This is a genomic window from Streptomyces sp. NPDC005281 (assembly GCF_040607495.1).
In the GTDB taxonomy this organism is placed as follows: domain Bacteria; phylum Actinomycetota; class Actinomycetes; order Streptomycetales; family Streptomycetaceae; genus Streptomyces.
In genome coordinates this window covers 514507-536532 of sequence record NZ_JBEXGX010000002.1, presented here as the reverse complement: position 1 = coordinate 536532, position 22026 = coordinate 514507, and the positions used below count along the sequence as shown (strand labels likewise).

26 protein-coding genes and 1 pseudogene are annotated in these 22026 nt (G+C 71.2%); 13 read left to right on the top strand and 14 right to left on the bottom strand.

Annotation, left to right across the window (positions count from 1 at the left end):
* Both ABZV42_RS05150 and ABZV42_RS05145 read right to left on the bottom strand, forming a co-directional pair.
* On the bottom strand, window positions 1-668 hold a 668-nt coding region (locus ABZV42_RS05150; protein WP_355987469.1), incomplete at its 3' end, for a maltotransferase domain-containing protein.
* Between the two features lie 101 nt (window positions 669-769).
* Window positions 770-961 (bottom strand): annotated as a pseudogene (locus ABZV42_RS05145) (DUF5133 domain-containing protein); the annotation flags it as partial.
* Between the two features lie 304 nt (window positions 962-1265).
* On the opposite strand from ABZV42_RS05145, the gene ABZV42_RS05140 reads away from it, so the two are divergent.
* Window positions 1266-1781 carry a pep a2 gene (locus ABZV42_RS05140; protein WP_355987467.1) on the top strand — a complete coding sequence of 172 codons (516 nt, stop codon included), beginning with the start codon at window positions 1266-1268 and terminating at the stop codon, window positions 1779-1781.
* 271 nt (window positions 1782-2052) lie between these two features.
* The gene (locus ABZV42_RS05135) at window positions 2053-3450 is read left to right on the top strand and encodes an FAD-binding oxidoreductase (protein WP_355987465.1); all 1398 of its coding nucleotides are present in this window, start codon (window positions 2053-2055) and stop codon (window positions 3448-3450) included.
* A 170-nt stretch (window positions 3451-3620) separates the two neighbouring features.
* On the opposite strand, the gene ABZV42_RS05130 is transcribed toward ABZV42_RS05135, so the two are convergent.
* Together ABZV42_RS05130 and ABZV42_RS05125 are read right to left on the bottom strand one after the other, a co-directional pair.
* Window positions 3621-3857 (bottom strand): DUF397 domain-containing protein, encoded by a 237-nt coding sequence (locus ABZV42_RS05130; RefSeq protein ID WP_355987463.1) that lies wholly within the window; start codon window positions 3855-3857, stop codon window positions 3621-3623.
* Window positions 3858-3860: 3 nt separating this feature from the next.
* Entirely contained in the window at window positions 3861-4682 is an 822-nt protein-coding gene (locus ABZV42_RS05125; RefSeq protein ID WP_355987481.1) for a helix-turn-helix transcriptional regulator, read from the bottom strand.
* Window positions 4683-4981: 299 nt separating this feature from the next.
* Here ABZV42_RS05125 and ABZV42_RS05120 point away from each other — a divergent pair, with 299 nt between their 5' ends.
* The gene (locus ABZV42_RS05120; RefSeq protein WP_355987461.1) at window positions 4982-6391 is read left to right on the top strand and encodes a hypothetical protein; all 1410 of its coding nucleotides are present in this window, start codon (window positions 4982-4984) and stop codon (window positions 6389-6391) included.
* 135 nt (window positions 6392-6526) lie between these two features.
* Here ABZV42_RS05120 and ABZV42_RS05115 read toward each other — a convergent pair whose 3' ends face one another.
* Window positions 6527-7348 (bottom strand): SDR family oxidoreductase, encoded by an 822-nt coding sequence (locus ABZV42_RS05115; RefSeq protein WP_355987459.1) that lies wholly within the window; start codon window positions 7346-7348, stop codon window positions 6527-6529.
* A 356-nt stretch (window positions 7349-7704) separates the two neighbouring features.
* On the opposite strand from ABZV42_RS05115, the gene ABZV42_RS05110 reads away from it, so the two are divergent.
* From ABZV42_RS05110 to ABZV42_RS05100, 3 genes are all read left to right on the top strand, one after another.
* Window positions 7705-8172 (top strand): ATP-binding protein, encoded by a 468-nt coding sequence (locus ABZV42_RS05110; RefSeq protein ID WP_355987457.1) that lies wholly within the window; start codon window positions 7705-7707, stop codon window positions 8170-8172.
* Window positions 8173-8498: 326 nt separating this feature from the next.
* A complete protein-coding gene (locus ABZV42_RS05105; RefSeq protein WP_355987455.1) occupies window positions 8499-9014 on the top strand; it encodes a hypothetical protein in 516 nt (171 codons plus the stop codon).
* Window positions 9015-9126: 112 nt separating this feature from the next.
* Complete coding sequence (locus tag ABZV42_RS05100) at window positions 9127-9963, top strand: hypothetical protein (RefSeq protein ID WP_355987453.1); 837 nt, start codon at window positions 9127-9129, stop codon at window positions 9961-9963.
* Window positions 9964-10146: 183 nt separating this feature from the next.
* Here ABZV42_RS05100 and ABZV42_RS05095 read toward each other — a convergent pair whose 3' ends face one another.
* On the bottom strand, window positions 10147-10689 hold the full coding sequence (locus ABZV42_RS05095; protein ID WP_355987451.1) for a hypothetical protein: 543 nt from the start codon (window positions 10687-10689) through the stop codon (window positions 10147-10149).
* A gap of 425 nt (window positions 10690-11114) precedes the next feature.
* Here ABZV42_RS05095 and ABZV42_RS05090 point away from each other — a divergent pair, with 425 nt between their 5' ends.
* Window positions 11115-11765 (top strand): DUF4360 domain-containing protein, encoded by a 651-nt coding sequence (locus tag ABZV42_RS05090; protein WP_355987449.1) that lies wholly within the window; start codon window positions 11115-11117, stop codon window positions 11763-11765.
* An 82-nt stretch (window positions 11766-11847) separates the two neighbouring features.
* Here the strand turns inward: ABZV42_RS05090 and ABZV42_RS05085 are convergent, their stop codons facing one another.
* Window positions 11848-12054, bottom strand: a complete 207-nt coding sequence (locus ABZV42_RS05085) for a hypothetical protein (RefSeq protein WP_355987447.1) — start codon at window positions 12052-12054, stop codon at window positions 11848-11850.
* A gap of 196 nt (window positions 12055-12250) precedes the next feature.
* Between ABZV42_RS05085 and ABZV42_RS05080 the strand changes: the two genes are divergently transcribed.
* From ABZV42_RS05080 to ABZV42_RS05060, 5 genes are all read left to right on the top strand, one after another.
* Window positions 12251-12487 carry a chaplin gene (locus ABZV42_RS05080; RefSeq protein WP_355987444.1) on the top strand — a complete coding sequence of 79 codons (237 nt, stop codon included), beginning with the start codon at window positions 12251-12253 and terminating at the stop codon, window positions 12485-12487.
* 252 nt (window positions 12488-12739) lie between these two features.
* Complete coding sequence (locus tag ABZV42_RS05075; RefSeq protein ID WP_355987442.1) at window positions 12740-13621, top strand: hypothetical protein; 882 nt, start codon at window positions 12740-12742, stop codon at window positions 13619-13621.
* 130 nt (window positions 13622-13751) lie between these two features.
* Window positions 13752-14003, top strand: a complete 252-nt coding sequence (locus ABZV42_RS05070; protein ID WP_355987440.1) for a hypothetical protein — start codon at window positions 13752-13754, stop codon at window positions 14001-14003.
* A gap of 11 nt (window positions 14004-14014) precedes the next feature.
* The gene (locus ABZV42_RS05065) at window positions 14015-15202 is read left to right on the top strand and encodes an SPFH domain-containing protein (protein WP_355987438.1); all 1188 of its coding nucleotides are present in this window, start codon (window positions 14015-14017) and stop codon (window positions 15200-15202) included.
* A gap of 176 nt (window positions 15203-15378) precedes the next feature.
* Window positions 15379-16848 carry an FAD-binding protein gene (locus tag ABZV42_RS05060; RefSeq protein WP_355987436.1) on the top strand — a complete coding sequence of 490 codons (1470 nt, stop codon included), beginning with the start codon at window positions 15379-15381 and terminating at the stop codon, window positions 16846-16848.
* Window positions 16849-16879: 31 nt separating this feature from the next.
* Here ABZV42_RS05060 and ABZV42_RS05055 read toward each other — a convergent pair whose 3' ends face one another.
* The 3 genes from ABZV42_RS05055 to ABZV42_RS05045 all read right to left on the bottom strand — a co-directional run bounded on the left by ABZV42_RS05055 (window position 16880) and on the right by ABZV42_RS05045 (window position 18999).
* The gene (locus tag ABZV42_RS05055; protein WP_355987434.1) at window positions 16880-17827 is read right to left on the bottom strand and encodes a TauD/TfdA family dioxygenase; all 948 of its coding nucleotides are present in this window, start codon (window positions 17825-17827) and stop codon (window positions 16880-16882) included.
* Between the two features lie 327 nt (window positions 17828-18154).
* Window positions 18155-18622, bottom strand: a complete 468-nt coding sequence (locus ABZV42_RS05050) for a peroxiredoxin (RefSeq protein ID WP_355987431.1) — start codon at window positions 18620-18622, stop codon at window positions 18155-18157.
* Entirely contained in the window at window positions 18619-18999 is a 381-nt protein-coding gene (locus ABZV42_RS05045; RefSeq protein ID WP_355987429.1) for a MauE/DoxX family redox-associated membrane protein, read from the bottom strand. The genes ABZV42_RS05050 and ABZV42_RS05045 overlap by 4 nt, the downstream gene beginning before the upstream one ends.
* A gap of 399 nt (window positions 19000-19398) precedes the next feature.
* Between ABZV42_RS05045 and ABZV42_RS05040 the strand changes: the two genes are divergently transcribed.
* On the top strand, window positions 19399-19854 hold the full coding sequence (locus ABZV42_RS05040) for an ATP-binding protein (protein ID WP_355987427.1): 456 nt from the start codon (window positions 19399-19401) through the stop codon (window positions 19852-19854).
* 216 nt (window positions 19855-20070) lie between these two features.
* Here ABZV42_RS05040 and ABZV42_RS05035 read toward each other — a convergent pair whose 3' ends face one another.
* The 4 genes from ABZV42_RS05035 to ABZV42_RS05020 form a co-directional block, all read right to left on the bottom strand.
* Entirely contained in the window at window positions 20071-20493 is a 423-nt protein-coding gene (locus ABZV42_RS05035; protein WP_355987480.1) for a hypothetical protein, read from the bottom strand.
* Window positions 20494-20662: 169 nt separating this feature from the next.
* Entirely contained in the window at window positions 20663-20983 is a 321-nt protein-coding gene (locus ABZV42_RS05030; protein ID WP_355987425.1) for a hypothetical protein, read from the bottom strand.
* A 183-nt stretch (window positions 20984-21166) separates the two neighbouring features.
* On the bottom strand, window positions 21167-21601 hold the full coding sequence (locus ABZV42_RS05025) for an ATP-binding protein (RefSeq protein WP_355987423.1): 435 nt from the start codon (window positions 21599-21601) through the stop codon (window positions 21167-21169).
* Between the two features lie 107 nt (window positions 21602-21708).
* Entirely contained in the window at window positions 21709-21969 is a 261-nt protein-coding gene (locus ABZV42_RS05020; RefSeq protein ID WP_355987421.1) for a WhiB family transcriptional regulator, read from the bottom strand.
* Between the last annotated feature and the right edge of the window lie 57 nt (window positions 21970-22026).

Genomic DNA, 22026 nt, shown 5'->3' with positions numbered 1-22026 from the left:
ACCGACGGATCCAGCACCCCGCTCTCCGAGCGCGGGAAGAACTCGTACCACGCCCCGAACAACGCCCGCTCCCGCTCCACCAGCAACGGCAACGGGAGGGAGCGGGTGAGCCGTTCACGCAGCGGATGCTCCGCCAGAGTGGCCGCCACCTCGGGGGCCAGGGCCGCCGCGAACCGCTCGGCAGGCGGCAGGGAGTCGTCTCGCAGAGTGTTCGCGGCCGCCAGCACCGTGTTCCGGCCGGCGGCGTCGGGCACACCCGCGGCGGCCCGTTCGTGAAGGCCGGCGCCCTCCTCCAGGACCAGCCCGACATCGATTCCGGCGGGAATCTTGATCTCGGCGGAACGCCGCCACCCGGTCACGGGGTCGCTCCACGCCTCCACCAGGTAGGTGCCGTGGCCCGTTTCCCATGGAGTGACATGGGCGCCCCAGCGGTCGCTTCCGGGGGCCGCCTCGCGCATCGGCGTCCACGGGCCGGGTCGGCCGTCCGGGTCGCGCAGGACGACATTGGCGCCGACCACGTCATGGCCTTCACCGAAAAGAGTGGCGGTGACCTGGAAGGTCTCGCCCACAACCGCTTTGGCGGGCCGCCTGCCGCAATCGACGACCGGCCGCACATCCCTGACGGGTATACGGCCGGTCGTCGTGTTCGCGTCCGTGTTCGCGTCCATGCGTCTCGCCTCCGCGGTTCTGGGCCCGAATCGTCGTCGCCGCGAAAGGCCCTTTCGGTGCGGTCCCTGGGACCGTCGTTTCAGATCCGTGCCGGAACGTCCTGCAGGTAGACCTCGGCGGCGTTCGCCGCCTCCCGCGCGCAGCGCTTCCCCATCAGGACGCACAGGGTGTATCCGGTGTTCTCGAAGTTCCCCCGGACCACACGGTCGGCGGGAGTCGCGAGAAGCAGGCGTTCCCACGCCCGGTAGCGCTCCAGATGCCTGGCGACCTCGGCTTTGGCAGGCAGCAGCATCACGCTGGTCACCTTCCCGATCTCTCGACCGCGCACGGCTCGCCTGGCCGGCGGATGAGGGCCGTACGCGAAGGGGAGCCGGTCCGCCACGGAGCGACACCCTCACTCATGGTGCCTGTACGGCGACCGAGCGTCTTGTTGGTTCTTCAACCACATTGGGGTCGCGCTCGTGTTGCACGAATGGAGTAGCCCTCTCATGCTGAGGGTGACTCAGGAGCGATCGGCGCTCACGCTTCGCAATCGGGGCCAGGTCCCGCAGGGGGCGAGGAGGAGCGAGAGCCGCGCCGGTGAGGAGCCAACGACGATGAAAGCCGCAGTCCCCTGCTACTACCACCTAGATGTGGAGCTCAGCCAGGAGAAGGTCGGGCAGGTCAGGCGGATCCTGGCCGCGCACCTCAGGTACTGGAACCTGGAGAATCTCGTCGAGTCCGTCTGCCATTGTGCGGAAGCGCTGCTCAGCACCATCGAGCAGCACTCGGCGGACAAGAACACCACGATCGAGATGTGGTGGAACGGCCGGCGACTCTTCGCCGCCGTCTCGGACAACAGCCAGGACATCGGCCCGCACCGGGCGCCGCAGGGATGTCTGGCCCAGATCGCCGCTCTCAGCGACGGCTGGGGCTGCTGCGCCACGGACGCCGGCGGGAAGATCATCTGGTCCTCGTGGCGGGCCCGTGCCGCCGATCGTGCACCGCTGGACCCGCCGGTGCCCGCGCCCTGTCTGCGGGTGGCGCGTGCGACGCCCCTGTACGCGGTGCTGCCGGAACCCGCGCTCGCCGCAGGGCGTGGCGTGACCGAGGCGGTCGCCTCCCACGGGTGACCGCAGGACGGGCCGGGCCCCGAGCGGGTCCGGCCCCGCGTCAAGTCGCCGAGCGCGTCGGTCCCGTACGGATCGACGCGCTCGGCGCGTCCGCGGGTACTGCCGTCGACCGGTGCCCGCGGGCGGCACGGGTCGCCGAGCTAGGCGGTTGGCGCGGGGTTAGGCTGGTCATTGATCGGGCTGAAACGGGCACATCGGACCCATCGGCGGGAGCCGGCTCCCCGGCTGTGACGCCGGGATCTGGGGGCGGCCTCCAGATACGGGGATACACATGTCCATCACACCGGTACAAGCGGCACACCAGGAACTCTCTGGATTCAAAGGGCAGTTGACAGGCCCGGAGGACTCCGGGTACGACGAGGCCCGTGCCGTCTACAACGCGATGATCGACCGGCGGCCCGCCCTGGTGGCGCGCTGTACCTCCACGGAGGACGTCGCCCAGGTCATCGGCTTCGCGCGCGACCACGCGCTTCCGCTCGCGGTGCGCGGTGGCGGCCATCACGGCGCCGGCCTGAGCACCTGTGACGACGGAGTGGTCCTGGACCTCTCCCCGCTCAAGGACATCGCGGTCGATCCTTCGGCGCGGACGGTACGCGTCGGCGGCGGCTGTCTGCTGGGCGAGGTCGACCGCGCCACCAACGAACACGGCCTGGCCACGCCGAGCGGCATCATCTCCACCACGGGCGTCGGCGGCATCACCCTCGGCGGCGGCCTCGGCCACCTGACCCGCAAGTTCGGGCTGGCCGTCGACAACCTGCTGGAGGCCGAGCTGGTCCTGGCCGACGGCGAACACGTCCGGGCGAACGCCGACGAGAACACCGACCTCTACTGGGCGATCCGCGGAGGCGGCGGCAACTTCGGCGTCGTCACCTCATTCGTCTTCCGGCTGCACGAGGTGAACACGGTCGTCGCGGGGCCCACCTTCTGGCCCGTCGAACTCGGCGCCGAAGTCCTCGCCGCCTACCGTGACTTCATTCCGAACGCACCCCGGGAACTCGGCGGCTTCTTCCTCTTCGCCTCGGTCCCGCCAGGGCCGCCGTTCCCGGAGGAGATCCATCTGAAGAAGGTCTGCGGTGTGCTGTGGTGCCACACCGGAGGCGACGCCGAGGTCGCGGCCCGGGACATGGCGCCGCTGCTCGCCGCCCTGCCCGAGCCGCTGCTGCACGGCCCCGCGCCGATGCCGCACCCGGCCATCCAGTCCGCCTTCGACGGCGTCTACCCGCCCGGCGACCAGTGGTACTGGCGCGCGGGCTTCGTGGACGAGATCCCGGCCGAGGCCGTCGACCTGCACGCCAAGTTCGGCGCCGCGATGCCGACCTGGAAGTCGACGATGCACATGTACCCCATCGACGGAGCCGTCCATGACGTCGGCCCGACGGACACCGCGTGGGGCTACCGCAATTCCGGCTGGGCAGCCGTCTACGCCGGCGTGGACCCCGACCCGGCCAACGCCGAGGCCGTCAAGCGGTGGAGCGTCGACTACTCCGACGCGCTCCAGCCGTACTCCGCGGGCGGCGCGTACGTCAACATGGTGATGGCCGAGGACCAGGAAAGCGTCCGGGCGAGCTACAGCGGCAACTACACGCGCCTGTCGCAGGTGAAGGCCGAACGCGACCCGGCCAACCTGTTCCACCTCAACCAGAACATCGAGCCGGCGACGACCGACTGACCGTCTCGCCCGCCACGAACGTCACCGAGCGGATGAGGTAGCCGGGGATCGTGGGCGGCGCCGGCGCGGACAGTCTGGGGGAGGGGGGACAACCCGCACGGCGGGAGTGTGCGTGCGGGTTGTCCGGTTGTGGGGGCGTGGTTGCGCCTCGGGAGGTGCGCGCGTCTCGTTCAGGCGATCAGGAAGTCGGCCTGTCCCGACTTGGCGCCCTCGATGAACGCGGCCATCTCCTCGCGCGAACAGATCAGCGCCGGTCCCTCGGGGTCCCGCGACTGGCGCAGCGCGACACTTCCGTCGGGAAGCCGCTTGGCCTCGACGCAGCTTCCGCCGTTGGTGCCGCTCCATGGCTTGTGCCAGCCCTCGGTTCCCAGCCGGGCCGCGGACATGCCGTTGTGCACGGGTCCCATGGATCACAACTCCTTACGCAGTTCACCCAGGATGGCCCTGGTCCGGGCGACCGGCTCCGCCTGCACGGACATCCGGTCCAGTACTTCGAGATGGCTGACGACGTCGTCGGGCCGGTCGACGTAGGCCGCGCCGACCAGGTTCTCCGTGTAGACGATGTCGGGGAGTTCGGAGAACCCGAAGCGGAAGTGGTGGAATGGGCCGAACGCGCCCGGGTGGGCGCCGGCGCCGAAGCGCATGATCTGGATCCGCACCTTCGGCAGGTCCAGGGCCTCGGCCAGCCGGTCGAACTGCGCCCGCATCACGGCGGGTCCGCCCACGGGCCGGCGCAGCACCGTCTCGTCCAGGATCGCCCAGACGGCCGGTGCCTCGGGTCCGGCGAGCAGGTCCTGGCGCTTCATCCGCAGGGCCACGCGGCGGGCGACGTCCTCCTTCGGCTCGTTCGGGAAACCCACACGCATCAGGGCCGTGGCGTAGTCGCGGGTCTGCAACAGGCCCGGCACGTAGTGGGGTTCGTAGAGACGGATGACGCAGGCCTCGCTCTCCAGGCTGACGTAGGCGCTGAACCAGTCCGGCAGCACGTCGCGGTACGTGTACCACCAGCCCGGTTGGTTGGCCTCCCTGGCCAGGGCGAGGAAGTCGTCGGACTCCGGTGCCGGGACCCCGTACGCGCGCAGCAGTTCCCGCACGTACGGGATGCGGAGCCCGACCTCGGCCTTCTCGATCCTGCGGACCGTCAGGGCCGTGACCTCGATGGCCTGTGCCGCCTGCTCGTAGGAGAGGCCCGCGCGTTCCCGCAGAAGACGCAGCCGTTTCCCGAGGACCATGCGCAGGACGGTCGGCGCGCTGCCGCCGGAGCGGTTCTCGCCCACGTCCCACCTCCCGGGAAGGGCCGTTCCAGGGGGCAGTGTGGCACGCGGTCGCCGACAGGGACAGAGCGATACGGATCGTTCCGAAATTATCAGGACGCCGGTTGCACAGGCGGTCGGCGGGCCACCATAGTGATCGAGTGACCTGTCGCACATTCGGCGACGATCACGCTCAACTGCGCTTGATCGTACTGTGATTGACGTCTCGTCAGCTATGTGCCGCAGCGCAGCCGCACGCGGATGTGAGGCGATACGGGATGGCCGCCGTGACCGAGGGACAGGCGAGGGGCGCCGGCAGGACCGCCGGGGGCAATCGGGTGCTGGGGGCCGCTCTCAAGGAAGCCGGCTGCTCCTATGCCTCCTTCGCCCTGCGGGTCAACGAACTGGGGCGCCGTCAGGGCGGTGACTCCCACTACGACAAGGCGTCGGTCACTCGCTGGCTCCAGGGGCAGCAACCCCGGGGGAACACACCGGAGTTGATCGCCGCCGTACTGTCCGAGCGGCTCGGCCGCGCCATGTCCCCCGCGGACCTCGGCTTCCACTCCGATCCGCAGCGCCCGGTCGCGAGCCGAGCGCTCGTCTACGGCGAGGACGTGGCGGAGACCCTGCACACGCTCGCGGAACTCGGCTCCACCGACATCTCCCGGCGCAGTCTCCTCGGCGCTGTCCCCTTCGTCGCCTCGGCCCTCACCCACCCTCAACGCGAGTGGTTGCTATGGCTGTTGGAACACCGGGAAACGGTCGCCTCGGCCCTCCCGGTGAACGGCGGACCCGTCGAGCAGGTGCACGCGATGATCGCCGTGTTCGACCAGATGGACAACCACTACGGCGGCGGCGGGGTCCGCACCAGCATCGTGCACTACCTGTCCACCGAGGTCGTCCCCATGCTCCAGCGGCGCGGAGCGCCGTCCGGGCAGCGCCGCCGGCTCTACGCAGCCGCCGCTCGCCTGGCCGCGATGGCCGGCTGGAGCTCGTACGACGCGGGGGAGTACGGCCTCGCCCAGCGCTACATGACACAGGGCCTGCGCCTGTGTGCCGAGGGCCGGGACCGGGTGCTGGGCGGCCAGATCCTCGCCGGGCTCTCCCACCTCGCCACCAGCCTCGGCCGCCCCGACGAGGGGGTGGCGCTCGCCCGTGCCGGAATCGTCACGGCACAGGGGGCGGGCAGCCCCCTCGGCCTGATGCGGCTGTACGCCATGTCGGCGCGCGGACATGCGGCCCAGGGCGGCTCGGACGACACCGCCGAGGCGCTGCGGCTGGCGGAGCGGCAACTGGCGGCGAGCAAGGGCGCCGAGCAGGAGTCGCCCTGGGTGCGCTATCTGGACCACCACTACCTTCAGGCCGAGTCCGCGCTGTGCTTCCGCGACCTGGGGCTCGCCCGCCAGGCCGAGCGCACGGCGAGCGAGTCGCTCGGCTCGGGTGCTGACCGGCGCAGGCGTCAGACCATCAGCCGCTCCGTCCTCGCCACCGCGCACCTTCAGCAGGACCGCCTGGACGAGGCGGTCGGCACCGCGACCCTGGCACTTGAGACCCTCGGCGCCGTCCACAGCGAACGCTCCGTCCAGGCCCTGCGCGACTTCCGCAGACGCCTCGAACCGCGACGCACCGAACCCGTCGTGCAGGAATTCGAGCGCCGCTCCCGCGGCGTCCTCGGGACGGCGGCCTGAGGGACGGGCAGCTGACAGGGACGGGCGGGTGAGACAGGGGCGGGCAGCCGGCAGGGGCGGCGCGGTGGCATGAGGGAGCGCCGCGGTCGCTGAGTCGCAGGGGCAGGGAGCGCCGCAGTCGGTTGGCCGCGGGGCTCAGTACCCCTCGGGGGAGGGGGCGTTCTGGGCGCGGTCGACCGGGAGGTGCGCGCCGGAGATCCCGCTCGACCAGTCCGACAGCAGGAACGCCACGACCCGGGCCACCTCCTGCGGTGCGACCGGCGCGCCGCCCGGCAGTTCCGCCGCCACGAAACGGGCGAACGCCTCCGGTTCCTCCCGGCGCATCCGGTCCCAGCGCCGGCCGGGTATCAGCATGGAGCCGGGGGAGACCGCGTTCACCCGGATCCCGTCCGGACCGAGCTCGCGGGCGAGCGAGGCGGCCAGCTGGATCTGCGCGGACTTCGCCACCGAGTACTGCGCGGGCGGGCCCGGCTTCCAGCCGGAGATCGAGGAGATCACCACGACGGAGCCGCCGCCCGCCGCCCGCAGATGCGGGACCGCCGCCCGTACCAGCCGGGTCGCGTGACCGACGTTCACGGCCCAGGTCGCCGCCCAGTCCTCCGCGTCCGCCTCCTCGAAGCCGCCGCCGCGAGAACCGCCGGTGCAGGCCACCACCCCGTCCAGGCCCCCGAAGAGTTCCGCCGCGTCCGCCACGAACCCCTCCAGGTCCCCGGGCGTCGTGACGTCGAGCCGCCGGGTGAGGAGACCGGGGCCCATCGAGACGGCCAGCGCCTCCAGATCCCGCGCGGTGCGCGCACAGGTGGCCACCCGCACACCCTCGGCGGACAGCAGCCGCACGATCTGTTCACCGAGCCCCCGCGTGCCACCGGTCACCAGGACCCGCTTGCCACGCAGTCCCGCCCGGACGGTGTCACTGTCGAGGGACACCGTCGCCCCGCCCCCGTTCCCGTTCCTCACAAGATCGAACATACATCCCGCACCACTACGTGCTTGCAACCGGACAACCCGAATACCCCCTGGTCGCCGTGGCAGTCCGGCAGGTTGGCTGCACGGGCAGCCGCCGAGACAGCCGCCCCCGGGCCGCACCCGAAGGAGGACCGATGCCGGCATCCAGGGCTTCGCGCCGCGAGCCGTCGCCCGCACCGGCCCACCGCAGCCGGGCTCCGGGGCACGAGAGGCGGGTACCGGAACAGGGGGTGCACCCGGCGGACGGCCAGCCCCCGCGCACCCACCTCCCCGAACGGGCCGAACCTCCGGCACCGGCCGAACCTCCGATACCGGCTGAGCCCCCGGCACCGGCCGAGCCCGTACACGTGCGTGCCGTGCCCTCGGGGAGCGCCGGGTCCGGGAACACCGAGGCGAGCCGGGTGCGCGGGGCGCACAGCCTGCGGACCACCGTCCCGGCGCACCCCTCGCGCGTGCCCGGTGTGCGGGCCATGGTCGCCGAGTACCTCACCCGGCTGCGGCTGCCGGCCCAGCGCGTCGACGACGCGGTGCTCGCCGCCGGGGAACTCTTCACCAACGCCCTCAGACACGGCAGCCCGGACCGCGGCGACACCGTCACCGTCGGCATCGAGTGCGGCCCGCGCGAGCTGCGGGTGTCCGTCGCCGACCGCTCGTCCGCCCTGCCGGTGCGGCGCGCGGCGGACGGGTCGGAGGAGTCGGGACGCGGACTGACGGTCGTCGCCGCTCTGAGCGACGACTGGGGCGTCGCTCCGGCCGACCCGGGCACCACGGGAAAGAAGGTGTGGTTCTCGATGGTGCTTCAGGGGATGCCGTAGGGGTCGCGCCGTGTCACCGGTCCGGGGACCGTCGACAGTCGCCCAGGTACCGGCCCCGAGACCGCCGACGGCGGCGCCGGGACGTCGGACGGGCCCGCTCGGCGAACAGCGGCGGCGGCTGTGGAGCGGCGGGTGAGGCGCCGGGGAAACGTGATGTGCAGCACGCACGGAAATACCCCGCCGGGGTGGCGCGGAAAGGTTCTGCCTGGGCACGGCTTGATCACCGATCAAGAAGGGAGAAATTGCTGGCCAAGGCATGTTCGGTGCATTTGACACTTCGTTGAGGGCACAGATAGGAACAACTCTCTGAAGTGGAGAGGTGGACTGTGCGCAAGCCGAACGTGGTCGGGGACTGGCAGGAGTACGACGAGCAGGCCGGCCTGCGTGTTCGCGTTCATGGAGTGGAAAAGGCGGAGCCACCGAAGGGGCGCGACGACGCCGCCGACGAGCTCACCTACTTCAGATTGCGGGTGACCGTCGAGAACCGCGCCACCGAGCATTTCGGGATCCATCTGGAAGACGGCCAGATCGATATCCGCGTCGGCGCCGACGGCGAGAGCGCCTTCCTCGACTGGCGGAACTCGCAGTTCATCGAGGGCTACGACATCTACCCCCTGCGCCGGGCCACCGCGGTCCTCTTCGCGGCCGGCCCCGGCGCCGTCCTGAACCGGATGGACATCCAGATCCAGCTGAAGGTCGACGACGAGTGGACCGAGCGCTACCTCTGGGCGGGCGGCATCGAGAACGACATGCCCGTCGACGCGGGTGCGCGTCCCGACCCGGCCCGGGACAGTCTCGCCTGCCAGGTCAGCAACTTCCTGAGGCGCGAGGCGGAGTCCTGAGCCCACCGGCTCGGATGCCGCCGGCGAGGACACCCACGGGCGGAGTGAAACGTCCAAAAGGTGACAAGGTCGGCGAATGCCGGATTTCTCCATGGCGGGCTAAGGTCGCCGGGTGAGTCGAACCGAAGCGCGCTCCGAAGGGGCGGGTCCCTTCACGACCCGGCTGACCTGGCGTCTCATGGACGGGCGTACCGCGGTCTGGGAATCGCGCCGGGCTCGCAAGCGCGGCCTGCTCACCGTGCGTGCCCCGGGAGAGGACGAGGCCCGGTCCCGGCGGGCGGACACCGTGTCCATCGCCCGGCTGCGCCGGCTGAACGCCGTCGCCGCGACCGCGTTCACGGTCGGCGGGCTGCTGTTCGCTCTGGGGGCCGGGGTCGCCGAGTTCGGCTCGCGCGGCGTGACGGGCGCCTGGATCTACTTCGCGGGCGGACTGTTCTTCAACACCGGGGGTTACGCGTCACTGCTCCAGGCGGTGAACGCTCCTCGTCGCGACAGCGAATCGGATTCGCTGGCCGGGCGGCGCTGGAGGTGGTGGAGCTACGAGCCGGGCCGGATCGACTGGCTCAGCACCTTCCTGCTGTTCGTGGGAACGCTCGTGTTCGGCGTCAATCTCGTGGACTCGCTGATCAAGGGACTCTCGGTCCAGCAGGTGGACCGGCTCATCTGGGCCCCCGACCTGGTGGGGTGCGTCCTGTTCCTGGTCTCCGGGCACCTCGCGGTCGTCGAGGTCTGCCACGGGCGTCCGCGCGTTCTGGCCGGCGACCTCGGCTGGTGGATCGTCGCGGTCAACCAGTTCGGGTCCGTGCTGTTCTTCGTCTCGGCGCTCGCCGCCTACACCCGGCCCGCGACCGGCAGTCTCGTGAACATCGACATCGCCAACTGGGGCACGCTGGCCGGAGCGTTGTGCTTCTCGGCCGGAGGCGTACTCCAGTTCTTCGAGCGGCCCTGAGGGGTGGCGTGGGGCAGCAGGCTTCTCGAGCCCTGAGGGTGCCGCAGGGCAACAGGCTTCTCGAGCGGGCGAGGGTCCCGCGGGACGGCAGGCTTCTCGGGCGGCCCGGAGAGGCCGCCGGGAATCCGCTTCCTGACTGTGCGGACGGCGCCCGTGCGCAGGAACGGCACAACCGGCGATCGGCTACCGGTCGCTCGCCTGGTTGCCCTCAACCCACTGGATGAGCAACTGCCGTACGTACGGATTTCCCTCCTGGGCGGCGTGCGCCAGTCGCTCGGCGCTCGCGCGTGCCGCCCGCCAGCCCGCGGGGGCGTCCTCGGCGTTGGCCTGGTCCGCGGCGGCGAGTGCGTCGGCCGCGAGCAGCCGCAGGTCCTCGGAGAGATCGTCGTCCGCCGCGGCCCGGTACGCCTCCAGGCGCAGGGCCGCGAGAGCCGACGGCGAGGGCGCGGGCTGCGACGGCGGCTGGGCGTAGCCGCTCACCGCTATGACCACGCAGAAGGTGGCGACGTCCCGACGGCTCTCCGACTGGCCCTTGGCGATGGCCGGCGCGAGCCAGGTGGGGGCCCGCCAGTGCAGGACCGCCGTGGCGATGGCGAGGGCAACGGCCAGCAGCGTGAAGGGAATCCAGCCACCGAAGAACCAGGCGATCGGCCCGAAGACCAGGAAACAGACGGCCCCGCTCATCCATATTCGGCGGCGGCCGAGTCTCAGGTGTCGTGGATCCATGTGTCTCAGTGTCGCAGGGGTGTCCGGGGCGCGCCGAGGGGGCGGGCGATTCGCGCGGTCCCGTCTCGCCCCGGCCGGTCCGGGGACGCGCCCGTGGGTGGCGTGAACCGTGGTGAACGGGCCCCGTGACCGTGGCGGCGGGTGTGAACGGCGCGTATCGAATGGCCGGAGATGGCCCTGTCCGCCGCGGCCCCCCGTACGTACGATTTCGTCGCTCCCGGCCTTCACGGCTCCTTCACGGCTCCTTTACAACCGGGAGTGGCTCGCGCGTGCGTATTTGTCATGCGCATGTACAAACGAGCCGCGCTTGATCCAACGCACTGGTCCGCGACGGTTCCCTGTCCGTTCGGGGAACCGCACCCCCCATTCATGGCGGTACGCCCGAGTGCTGCCGCCGGAACACCGACGCAACGGATTGGAGCACCATGGCCGGTGGCCTGTTCATGGGCGGCGCGATCGCCGCTCTGTTCGCCACAGCGCTTCCCCTGTCGAGCCAGAACCCCGTGTTCGACAACCCGCCCCCGGACAAGATCGTCATCAGTGTCGCCACGGTCAACGGATCCGGCTGTCCCCAGGGAACCGCGGCTGTCGCCGTCTCCCCGGACAACACCGCCTTCACCGTGACCTACAGCACCTACCTCGCCCAGGTCGGAGGCAACGCCGACCCCACCGCCTTCCGCAAGAACTGCCAGCTCAACCTGAACGTGCATGTCCCGCAGGGCTTCACCTATGCCATCGCCAGCGCGGACTACCGCGGCTTCGCCTCGCTCCAGTCGGGTGCGAGCAGCACGGAGAAGGCCTCGTACTACTTCCAGGGATCCCCGAACACGGCCTCCATCACCCACCCCTTCCGTGGCCCCTACAGCGACGACTGGCAGTCCACGGACACCACGGACTGGGCCCAACTGGTCTGGGCGCCCTGTGGTGTTCAGCGCAACTTCAACATCAACACCGAGCTCCGCGTCAACGCGGGCACCTCGACGCCCGGCAGCTCCAGCTTCATGACCATGGACTCGACGGACGGTGACATCAGCACCGTCTACCACCTGGCATGGAAGGATTGCCCCGCCGCCTGACCCGCCCTTCGCACGGGCCCTCGGTCGGCTCCGCCGCATCGGAGCCGGCCGAGCCGGCCCGTGGCCGACCTGCCGCGATGCCCTACGGCAGCAGCTTGTCCACCGCCGCGGAACCCTCCTCCTGGAGCTTGCGCTCGGCCCAGGCGAGGGTCTGCGGTGTGACGTCGCGACCCGCGGCGAGAACCAGGTCCTCGGCTGTCACCGGGCCCTCGGTGCCGGTGTGCAGCAGCATGTCGGGGGTCACCCTGTCGTCGGAGGGCGTGGACGCGTCGGGCTGGCTCGAAGTCATAGTTTCTCCCTGTTCCACCGGGTCTGTACTCACGCTACGGGCATTCCGTACGCCCCGCGCGACGCGCCCTGTGCCGGTCCCGCTCCAGGAGTGCCGCGGCGGGCGAACCCCCGTTCGGCTGCGCTGGAATGTCGGCAAATGTTTGCAGAGGTGATGGTGGAGGAGCTCGCACCACTGCGAATGAACGGAGCTTGGAATGCGTATTCGTCTGATGGCCGCCGCCGGACTTGCCAGTGTGGCCCTGCTGGCCACCGCCGGGACCGCCGCCGCCGACCCCGGACCGGTGGTCGGTGCTGCTGCGAACAGCCCCGGAGTCCTGTCCGGCAACGTCATCCAGATCCCCGTCAACATCCCCGTCAACCTTTGCGGCAACACGGTCAACGTGCTGGCTCTGCTGAACCCGACGGCCGGAAACAGCTGCACGAACAGCTGACGGCCGACGGTTCGCGGTACGGGCGGTCGCTGCCCGTACCCCGTACCCCGCGGCCCGCTCCGAGCCCGGCGGCGCACTCGTCCTCCCGAGTGTGCCGCCGGGCTCGGCCGCGTTCGGGGTGGCGGCATCGAGCCGGGGGAGGGTCGAGCGCCGGTGACCCGTCGCCAGGTGTCACATGTTGGTCTGTACATGACGATCTCGGCGGGTCAGACTGTGCGCCGACCAGACACCCCCTGTCGAGGAGCACCCCTCATGCGCATGCCCGCACGGCAACGTTGTCACGCGGTCCTGGCCGGTCTCGTCACCCTCACCACCGCCGCCGTCCTGTCCATGGCCACCGGCGCTCCCGCCTCGGCCGCCGACACCTGGAACGAGGTGGGTTCGGACCGCGCCGACCCGCTGACCGAGAGCCAGGGCCTGACCTCCGTCGAGGTCCCGGCAGGCAGTCCCAACCACTACACGGGCATCGGCACGATCCCCGTGGGTGTGAGCAGCCGTGGCTGGAACCATGTCGGAGACCCGGACGCCTCGTACGACGGCTACTACGTGGAGCCCTATCAGGCCGACTCCGGCAGCGCGAAGATGTTCCGGGTGCAGGCCCCCGGCGGCGCCTGGTCGGAGTACGTCCACACGCTGAGCGCCGGTGAGGCGCTGAACAACTCCTTCGTCACCATCGCGCCGAGCGGTTCCTGGATGGTGTCCGGCGAGTACGGCACGATGAGCCGGCTCCTGGTGTTCCCGACCCCCGGCGTCAACCCGGCGACCTCCCCCTCCGTCAACCTTCCGCAGGCGTCCACCATCGGTCTGGACCATGCCGTACGGGACGTACAGGGCTGCGACTTCGTCACCGCGACCCAGCTCCTCTGCTCCTCCGACGACCCGGCCGGAACGCTCTTCGGCATGATCAAGCCGCTGCTCCGGATCGACCTCTCCGGGGAGCCGAACGGCTCGGCGGACGTCGTCGGACACGTCACCGCGCTGCGCCCGCTCCCGCTGCGCAGTTCCTGCTCGGGCACCTTCGAGGCGGAGGGGATCGACTACGACCGGCGCACCGCCACCCTGCGCGTGATCGTGGTGTCCCCGGGCTTCTGTGTACTGACCGACAGCAAGACCTACCGCTTCACCAAGGGTTGAGCCCACACTTCTTGTGAGGCCCCCGGCGTGCACTCCTCCCGCGGCTCACTGAGGGCGGGGGGCGTGTGCGCCCGGACAGGGCTGGGGCTATGGTCGGAGACAGATACAGAGTGATGGGGGGTGGCCGGCTGTGGTGCAGGACGAAGCCGTGATCGGCTGCACGGGGGAACTGCTCATCGGCACTCGGGGATCCGCCGGTCCCGGCGAGATCCTGGTGCATGTGAGAGGCGGATCCGAGACCTTCCACGCCTGGTCCCGGGAGCCCCTGCCGAAGGGGGCGACCGTGCTGGTGATCGAGTCCAGGGGATGCCGAGAGGTCGACGTCATCGCGTGGGCCGATCCGCTGGACGCGCTGGACGGCGACGCCGTCGGCGCCGGTTGAGAAGGAGAAGCATGTTCGGTTATCGCGTACCCGCTCCCGATGAGGCGATGTTGATCTCGGGTGGCAGGCGGGGACTGGGGGGCGCGCCGTTCCGAGTGGTGACGGGGCACGGCAAGTTCGTGCTGCCCGTCTTTCGTAAGACCCGCTTCCTGACCCTGTCCATGTGCGAGGCGGAGGTCACCGAGACCTGCGTCACCAAGCAGGGCATCTCGCTGCACGTCCGCGCCGTGATCGCGTTCAAGGTCGGCAACGACACCGAGAGCATCATCAATGCGGGCCAGCGGTTCCTGTCCGACCAGGAACAGATGTCGGTCCTGACGGGCCGGATCTTCGCGGGCCATCTGCGCGCCATCATCGGTTCGATGACTGTCGAGGAGATCGTCACCGAGCGCCAGAAGCTCGCCGCCGAGGTCCTCGACACCTCGAAGCTGGAAATGGCGAAGATCGGCCTGATCGTCGACTCGCTCCAGATCCAGTCGATCGACGACGGCGCAACCGGCTACATCGACGCGATGTCCGCGCCGCACAAGGCCGCCATCCAGCGCCAGGCCCAGATCGCGCAGGCGCAGGCCACGCAGGCATCCGTCGAGGCGGAGCAGGTCGCGGCGCGCAACCAGGCCGAGTACGCCCGGCAGACGGCGATCGTCAAGGCGCAGTACTCGGCCGAGGTGGACCGGGCGCAGGCGCAGGCCGCCCAGGCGGGCCCGCTCGCTCAGGCCCACGCCCAGCAGGAAGTTCTTGCCGCGCAGACCGAACTCGCCCAGCGTGCCGCCCAGTTGCGTCAACAGCAGCTTGTCGCCGAGGTCGTCAAGCCGGCCGAGGCCGAGGCCGAGCGGATCAAGGTCCTCGCCATCGCCGAGGCCGAGCGCATGAAGATCCAGGCCGAGGCCGCGGCTTCGCACGACCGGGTCGCGCTCGACCGGATGCTGATCGACCAGCTCCCCCTCATCGTCAAGGAGGCGGCGGGCGGTCTCGCCGGCGCCAACGTCAACGTCCTCAACGGCGCCGACGGCCTCGGTGAGATAGCGGCCGGCCTGGTCGCGCAGGGCCTGACCATCCTCGACTCGGTCCGCCAGAACCTGGGCGGACAGAACTCCGAGAACGGTGCCGCGAAGGCGAACCGCGCCCTGGAAATCCAGGGATACAGCCGTACGCCGGTCGACGGTGACGAGCCGGAGGCCACCTCGCAGGCCAAGTGACCCGAGGGTCCAGCTCCACCGCGTCCGCCGTCCCTCCCGGGGCGGCGGACGCGGTCGTTTCTCACGGCACCGGCGCACCAGTGCGCGCGTTCGGATCAACTGGCCCGGATGTCCCTCAAGTCCCATACAATCTGCGGAAGTTGATCGTTTGACGTTGTCGTCCCAGGAGGAGCGCAATGCCCCGGACACCCTCGCGACGCACCGCACTGAAGGGCCTCGCCGCCACCGGCGCCGCCGTCGTCGGCTTCGATCCCTTCACCCGGAGCTGGGCGGCCACCGCCCCCACCGGCAGGCCGTTCGCCCGCCTCCCGCGGCTGGACGGGAGCGTGCACACCGACGAAGCCTCGCTCGCGGCGGACGCCGACGACTTCGGCCATATCGTCCACCGGCGTCCGGCCGCGGTCCTCAGACCGGGCTCGGTCCGCGACATCGTCGCGATGGTCCGCTTCTGCAACCGGCACGGCCTGCCCGTCGCGCCTCGCGGCCAGGGCCACGCCACACAGGGCCAGGCACAGGTCGACGGCGGCCTGGTCGTCGAGACCACCCCGCTCGCGTCCATCGGTCCGGTCGGGCCCGCGAGCACGACGGTCACCGTCGGCGCGGGCGCCAGGTGGAGCGAGGTCGCCCGGGCCACCCTGGCCCACGGACTCACCCCGCCGACCTTCACCGACTACCTCGAACTCTCCGTCGGTGGAACCCTGTCGGTCGGCGGCATCGGCGGCCAGACCCACCGCCGGGGCGCCCAGGTCGACAACGTGAGGGAACTCGAGGTCGTCACCGGCGCGGGCGACCTCGTCCGCTGTTCCCCGGCCCACCACCCCGAGCTGTTCCACGCCGTGCTCGCCGGACTCGGCCAGTGCGCGATCATCGTCGGCGCCACGCTGCGCCTGGTCCCCGCGCCCGAGACCGTACGCCACTACCTGCTTCCGTACGATGACCTGCGCACCTTCCTCGACGACCAGCGGCTGCTCGTCGAGGAGGGCCGTTTCGACTATGTCGAGGGCCAGGTGAGCGCCGACGCCGCCGGTGCCTTCCGCGGCTATGTCATCGAAGCCGTCGCCTACGGGCCGCCCGTCGGTCCCGCCCCCGACGACACGGCGCTGCTGCGCGGACTGCGGCACGACCCCGCCGGCGTGCAGTCGAGCGACCTCGGCTACTACGACTTCCTCGACCGGCTGGCCGCCTCGGTCGCCGCCCTCAAGGAAGCGGGCCTGTGGGCCTTCGCCCACCCCTGGCTCAACCTGCTGCTGCCGGGCCGTTCGGCGGCGACACTGGCCGAATCACTGCTGGCGGACCTCACACCGGCGGACCTCGGGCCCGGTGTCGTCCTGCTGTACCCGGTGCTGCGCGAGAAGCTGCACACTCCGCTGCTGCGCACCCCCGACGACCCGGTGTCCTATCTGCTGGCCGTCCTGCGCACGACCCCGCCCGGCGACACCTCGACGGTCGACCGTCTCCTCGCGGCCAACCGGGCGGCCTACGACACCGTCCACGCGGCGGGCGGCACCCACTATCCGGTCGGCTCGGTACCGTTCGGGGCGGCCGACTGGCGCGAGCACTTCGGCCCCGCCTACCGACGGCTGGCCACCGCCCGGCACACCTACGACCCGCGCGGAATCCTGGTCCCCGGGCAGGGAATCTTCTGACGGCATCCCGCTCCCGGCGGACCGGCCGCCTTCACCAGCGGCCGGGCTCGCTGCCCACGATCGGCGCCGACGGCACACCGTCCACCCCCCTCGGGACCTCACCGGCCAGCATCACCCGGTGCATGATCCGGGGCTGGTCGAGGTGGGCGGTGTCGCCCGGCGCCAGATGGATGGTCGCCCGGTTGTCCCAGAAGGCGACGCTGCCCGGCTCCCACCGGAAGCGGACCGTGTACTCGGGCCGCGTCGCCTGCTCCAGCAGCATGTCGAGCAGCGCCCGGCTCTCCGGCCGGGACACCCGGAGGATCTGCTCGATGTAGTAGCCGTTGACGAACAGCAGCCGCTCGCCCGTCTCCGGGTGCACCCGCACCAGCGGGTGGTCCGTGGCGATCTGACGGTCCAGCAGATGACGGACGTACGTGTCGTCGCCCGGCCGGCTCTGGTACCCGACCCCGAGCCGGTGCTCGGCGCGCAGGGTGTCGGCGAAGGCCCGCACGGGAGCCGAGAGACCCGCGTAGGCGACGGCCAGGTTCGACCAGGTCGTGTCGCCGCCGTACGGGGGCACGGTCTCGGCGCGCAGAATCGTCGCGGCCGGGGGATCGACCCGGGCACCGTGGTCGCAGTGCCATCCGCGCAGCAGGGAATGACGGCGCCTGCGCAGCCACTCCTCGTGGTCCATGCCGTAACGCCCGCCCAGTTCGAGCCGGTCGGCCGTGGTCTCCACCTCGGGGAACTCTCCGGGGGACGCGCTGCCCCGCGACCGGAGGCGGACGGGCGTCCCGAACCGGCGGGCGAAGGCGACATGCGAGGTGTGGTCCAGCCGCTGATCGCGGAAGAACAGGACCTTCCAGCGCAGCAGCGCCGCCCGGATCGCGCCCACGACCTCGTCCGTGAGCGGCTGCGCCAGGTCGACTCCCGTGATCTCGGCGCCGATGTGTCCGGCCGCCGGCTTCACTTCGAGGGATGCGACCTGGTCCGTCATGGGGCCTCCGTGGTTCTTGGGTCCGTCTCGTCGGCTCCAGCATGACCCTTCGCCGGGGCACCCGACAGGCCGCCTCGCGAGTGGCGGCGGGCGGGCCGGACGGGGGAGAGCGGGGGCGGGGGCGGACCAGGGAGGGCGCACACGGGAGGCGCGCGGCGCGCACGGGGTGTGTCCGGTGTCCCCCACGTCACCGGGTCGCACTCCCTGTCGGCGGACGGGGACCGTGTCGAGAATGGGCCACAGTGAACGGGCCCCGCCCTCCATCCGCATAGGGGCGGGGCCTGTTCACTCCGGTCCGGGCCCTGTGCGCGACCGGGCCCCGGTGTCTCAGGCCTTGTGCTCGCGCAATGCGGCGAGGGCGCGGTCGGCGTGGGCGCTCATGCGAAGCTCGCTGCGGACCACCTCGATGACGGTGCGGTCCTTCCCTATGACGAAGGTGACGCGCTTGGTGGGGGCCAGGCTGAAGCCGCGCTTCACCCCGAACCGCTCGCGAACGCTTCCGTCGGCGTCGGACAGCAGCGGGAAGCCGAGAGTGTGACGGTCGGCGAACTCCTGCTGCCGGTCGACCGCGTCACCGCTGATCCCGACCGGCCGCGCCCCGGCGGCCGTGAACTCGGTGGCCAGATCGCGGAAATGGCAGGCCTCGGCGGTGCATCCGGCGGTGAGGGCGGCGGGATAGAAGAAGAGCACCACGGGCCCCTCCTCCAGCAGCCCGGACAGGCTCCGGACCGCCCCGGTCTCGTCCGGCAGCGTGAAATCCTCGACCTGGTCGCCCACGTTCACCTGAGATGTCATGACTGTCCCTTTCCGGACCGGGCGACTCCGCGCGCCCACAGTACGAGCGGTACCTGGAGCGGGAGCCGTGCGAGAGCCGCGGCCCTCTGCGGCGCGGGGCGACGGCGCCAGTCCGCCGCCATCTGGACGTTGGCGGGGAAGACCCCGACGAAGAACGCGGCGGTGGCGAGCGCCGCGACCCGGCGCGTCCGGGGGAGTGCCACCCCTGCCGCCAGGGCGAGTTCGGCGACTCCGCTCGCGTACGTCCAGGTCCTGGGAGCTCCCGGAAGAGCGCGCGGGACGATGGCGTCGAACTGCCGGGGCGCCGCGAAGTGGGCGACGCCCGCGGTGGCCAGAAGGCCTGCGAGCAGCAAGGGCGATCGTTCGGGCCGTGGCACGGTTCCTCCTCAGGGGTCTGCCGCGGATATTACTTGAGAGTAAGTGACCGCGGTACGGGTGGGACACGTCGGTCGGCCGTTGTTCGTGAGGTGTTCGCGTGTCGGCGCCGGGCCGGCTGGGCGTGTCGGGGTCCGGTGCGTGCTCGAACGTCCAGGTTTGGGGCCGCGGTTCACGGTCAGCCGTAGAAGTGAATCGCCCCGGCCGGGAAGCGGGTACGACATCGCGACGGCCGGGAACGGGATGGCCCGAGCCGAGGACGTACGGGCGAAGGGCGCGACGCGGCCGCGTGAAGGCCAACGGAGCGTCGAGGCACGGAACATGGCCGCGCCCGCGCCGGGCCGACGCGGGACCGCGCGACCGGCCCGGAGGAATTCCGGCCGGGATCGGAGGAGCGAGGAATGTGCCGGCAGCGTCAGACGTCCGCCACCGACAGGGTGGCCGTTTCGCGACACAGGGGCTCGCCGGGCCCCGGAAGTCCCGCCGAGGTGCGTCAGGTCGTGAGGCGTGCCCTCGCGGGGCGGCCCTGCGCCCTGGCCCGTGACGACGAGGACGCCGCCGGCGACGCCCTGCTCGTCGCCTCCGAGCTGGTGACCAACGCGATGATCCACGGGGGCGGTGTCACCGGGTTCGACGTGACCCGGACCGGGCGGGCGGTACGTCTGTCCGTGAGCGACCGAAGCGACCGACTGCCCGTGTGCGCCGATCAGTTGGACGCCGTGGGCCGCATGCGGGTCGGCGGCCGGGGCTGGATGATCGTCTGCACCCTGGCCAGCGACGTCGTCATCTCGCGGCTGGGGGCCGGAGGCAAGCGCATCACCGCCGAGGTGCCGCTCTCGCCCGGCCCGAGCGGCTGAGCGGAACCGGGCGTCTCTTCGGTGATTCCGTGACTCGCCGCTTGCGCGCTTCCGCGGTGCGGCGCCCCCGTTCGCACTCCGGGGTCCCCGTTCGAACTCCGGCCTGGCAGCGCGAGGTTCAGGCCATGACCGCATGCCGCAGAAGCGCGGTCAGGTCGTGACCGCATGCCGCCGAAGCGAGGTTCAGCCCGGCACGGCATGCCGCCGAAGCGGGGGTCAGGCCGTCAGGGCGTGCCGAAAGAGGGTCGATTCCCTGGCCCGGCCACGACCGGTCGCCTCGTTCCGGCCGGTCGCGTCGCCACGAGCCGGCTCGCTCCGGCCGGGCGCCTCGCTCCGACCCGTGATGGCGGTACGCGCAGCGGCCTGGACCGCGTACGTGGTCTTCCCGGGGTCGACGAGCGGATCGCCGAGCACGATCAGGCCCGCCGCGTGCAGCGCGTCGCATTCGCCGGTGGGCAGGGCCACGTAGCAGCCACCGCGTCCGGTCGTGGGATCGAACGGCAGCCAGTAGCCGTACCGGCGGCGGCCGTTCGCATGCACGGTGAGGCGGACGGGGAAACGTCGCTGGGTGATCAGACGCAGGACCTCGGCACCTTCGGGGCTCAGCGGTGCGCGCGAGCGGGACAGCGGCCGCAGCATGGTCACCGGCCTCCGATCGGCGCTCGCGGCACGGCACGAAGGTGCGAGGTCGACGTCATGTGCAGGCGGCCTTTCGACGGACGGACGGGATCACACGGCACCGGTCCGGTGACGCTGTTGCTGACCAGCATTGTTCCGTAAACCACTGACAACGGGCGAGGGGTGTTGCTCAGCCGCGTGGCGTCGATGCCCGTGCGCGGTTGGACCGGGCGGCGAGCTGCCCCTGGACGAAGGGGTCCGTGGCGGGGTCGTACGCCCCGGCGTGGTCGGCCAGGGCGTCGGTGATCCGCTCCCACTCGTCCGCCTCCGTCCGCGCGTCGGGTGCCGCCGTACCGTCCTCCGGACGCTCCTCGGCGGCCTTCCGCGCGTCGCCGAGAGCCGCCTTCGCCTGATGATGATTCATTCCGGTGGCGGTGCGGCGCACCCGGTCCCACACGGCGTGCTCCCGCTCGGACGGTTCCCGTTCGGACGGTTCCGGCTCTGGACTCAACGCTCCACCTCGATCGTGCGACGGGACAGCTTCTTCACCGGAACCGGGTGCCCATGTCGAGCGGAACGACACCTCCACGTCGGCACGGCGACTCCACGCCGGCATCACGCCTCAGCGTCGGCGCGGTAACTCCGCGTCGGCACGGCACTCCCGGTCGGCGCGCGTCACGCGGGTGCCGACCCGTCACCACGGCAGGAACGCGTGGACGTCCTTGCCGTCGGGCCGCACGATCACACTGACCTGGTCGCAGAGCGCGTGGATCAGATGCCACCCGATGCCGCCCCCGCCCTGGGAGGGGCGGAAGCGGCGGGGCGCGGGTGCGATGGTGCTGCTGTCGTGGAGCGTCACGTGCACACCGTCGATGGTGGGACGCATCTGGAGTTCGAAGGGGCCGGGAGCGTACTGGATCGTGTTCGCGGCGAGTTCGGTGACCACCAGCAGGATGTCGTCCCAGTGCTCGGCGGCCGACGGCGGCGTCATTCGCGAGAGGGCGCGCAGATAGCCGTCCGCGGCCAGCCGCGCGTCCGTCACATTGCGCAACTCGCCGCCGAACGCACTGGTGAGCGTCCCCAGTTCCTGGAACGACGACTTCCTGTTCCGGCTCGGATCGATCTCCATCGTGCCCTTCGTTCGGATCTCGTCGGCGGAATGTCTCTCGCCGCGTCGTGACCCGGTCACCTGCGTCCGTACCCGGCCCGTGGTCGGGCCCGGTGCTGCCTCCTGATCTACGCGGGGGTGCTTCCTGAGCGCCGGCGGGAACGGCGTCGTGCCAGCGCGCGCCGTTCCGCCTCGCTCGTACCGCCCCAGACGCCGACGGTCTGGCCCGTGTCCAGAGCCCAGCTCAGACACTGCTCACGGACCGGGCAGCCCGTGCAGACCGCCTTCGCCTCCTGGATCTGGAGCACCGCGGGGCCGGTACTGCCGATGGGGAAGAACAGATCGGGGTCAACGGTGCGGCAAGACGCGCCTTCGCGCCAGTTCTCCATACGAGCCTCCTGATCGGGTCGAGCGCGTTCTCCGGGATCCGGTCTCCTGTCGGGTCA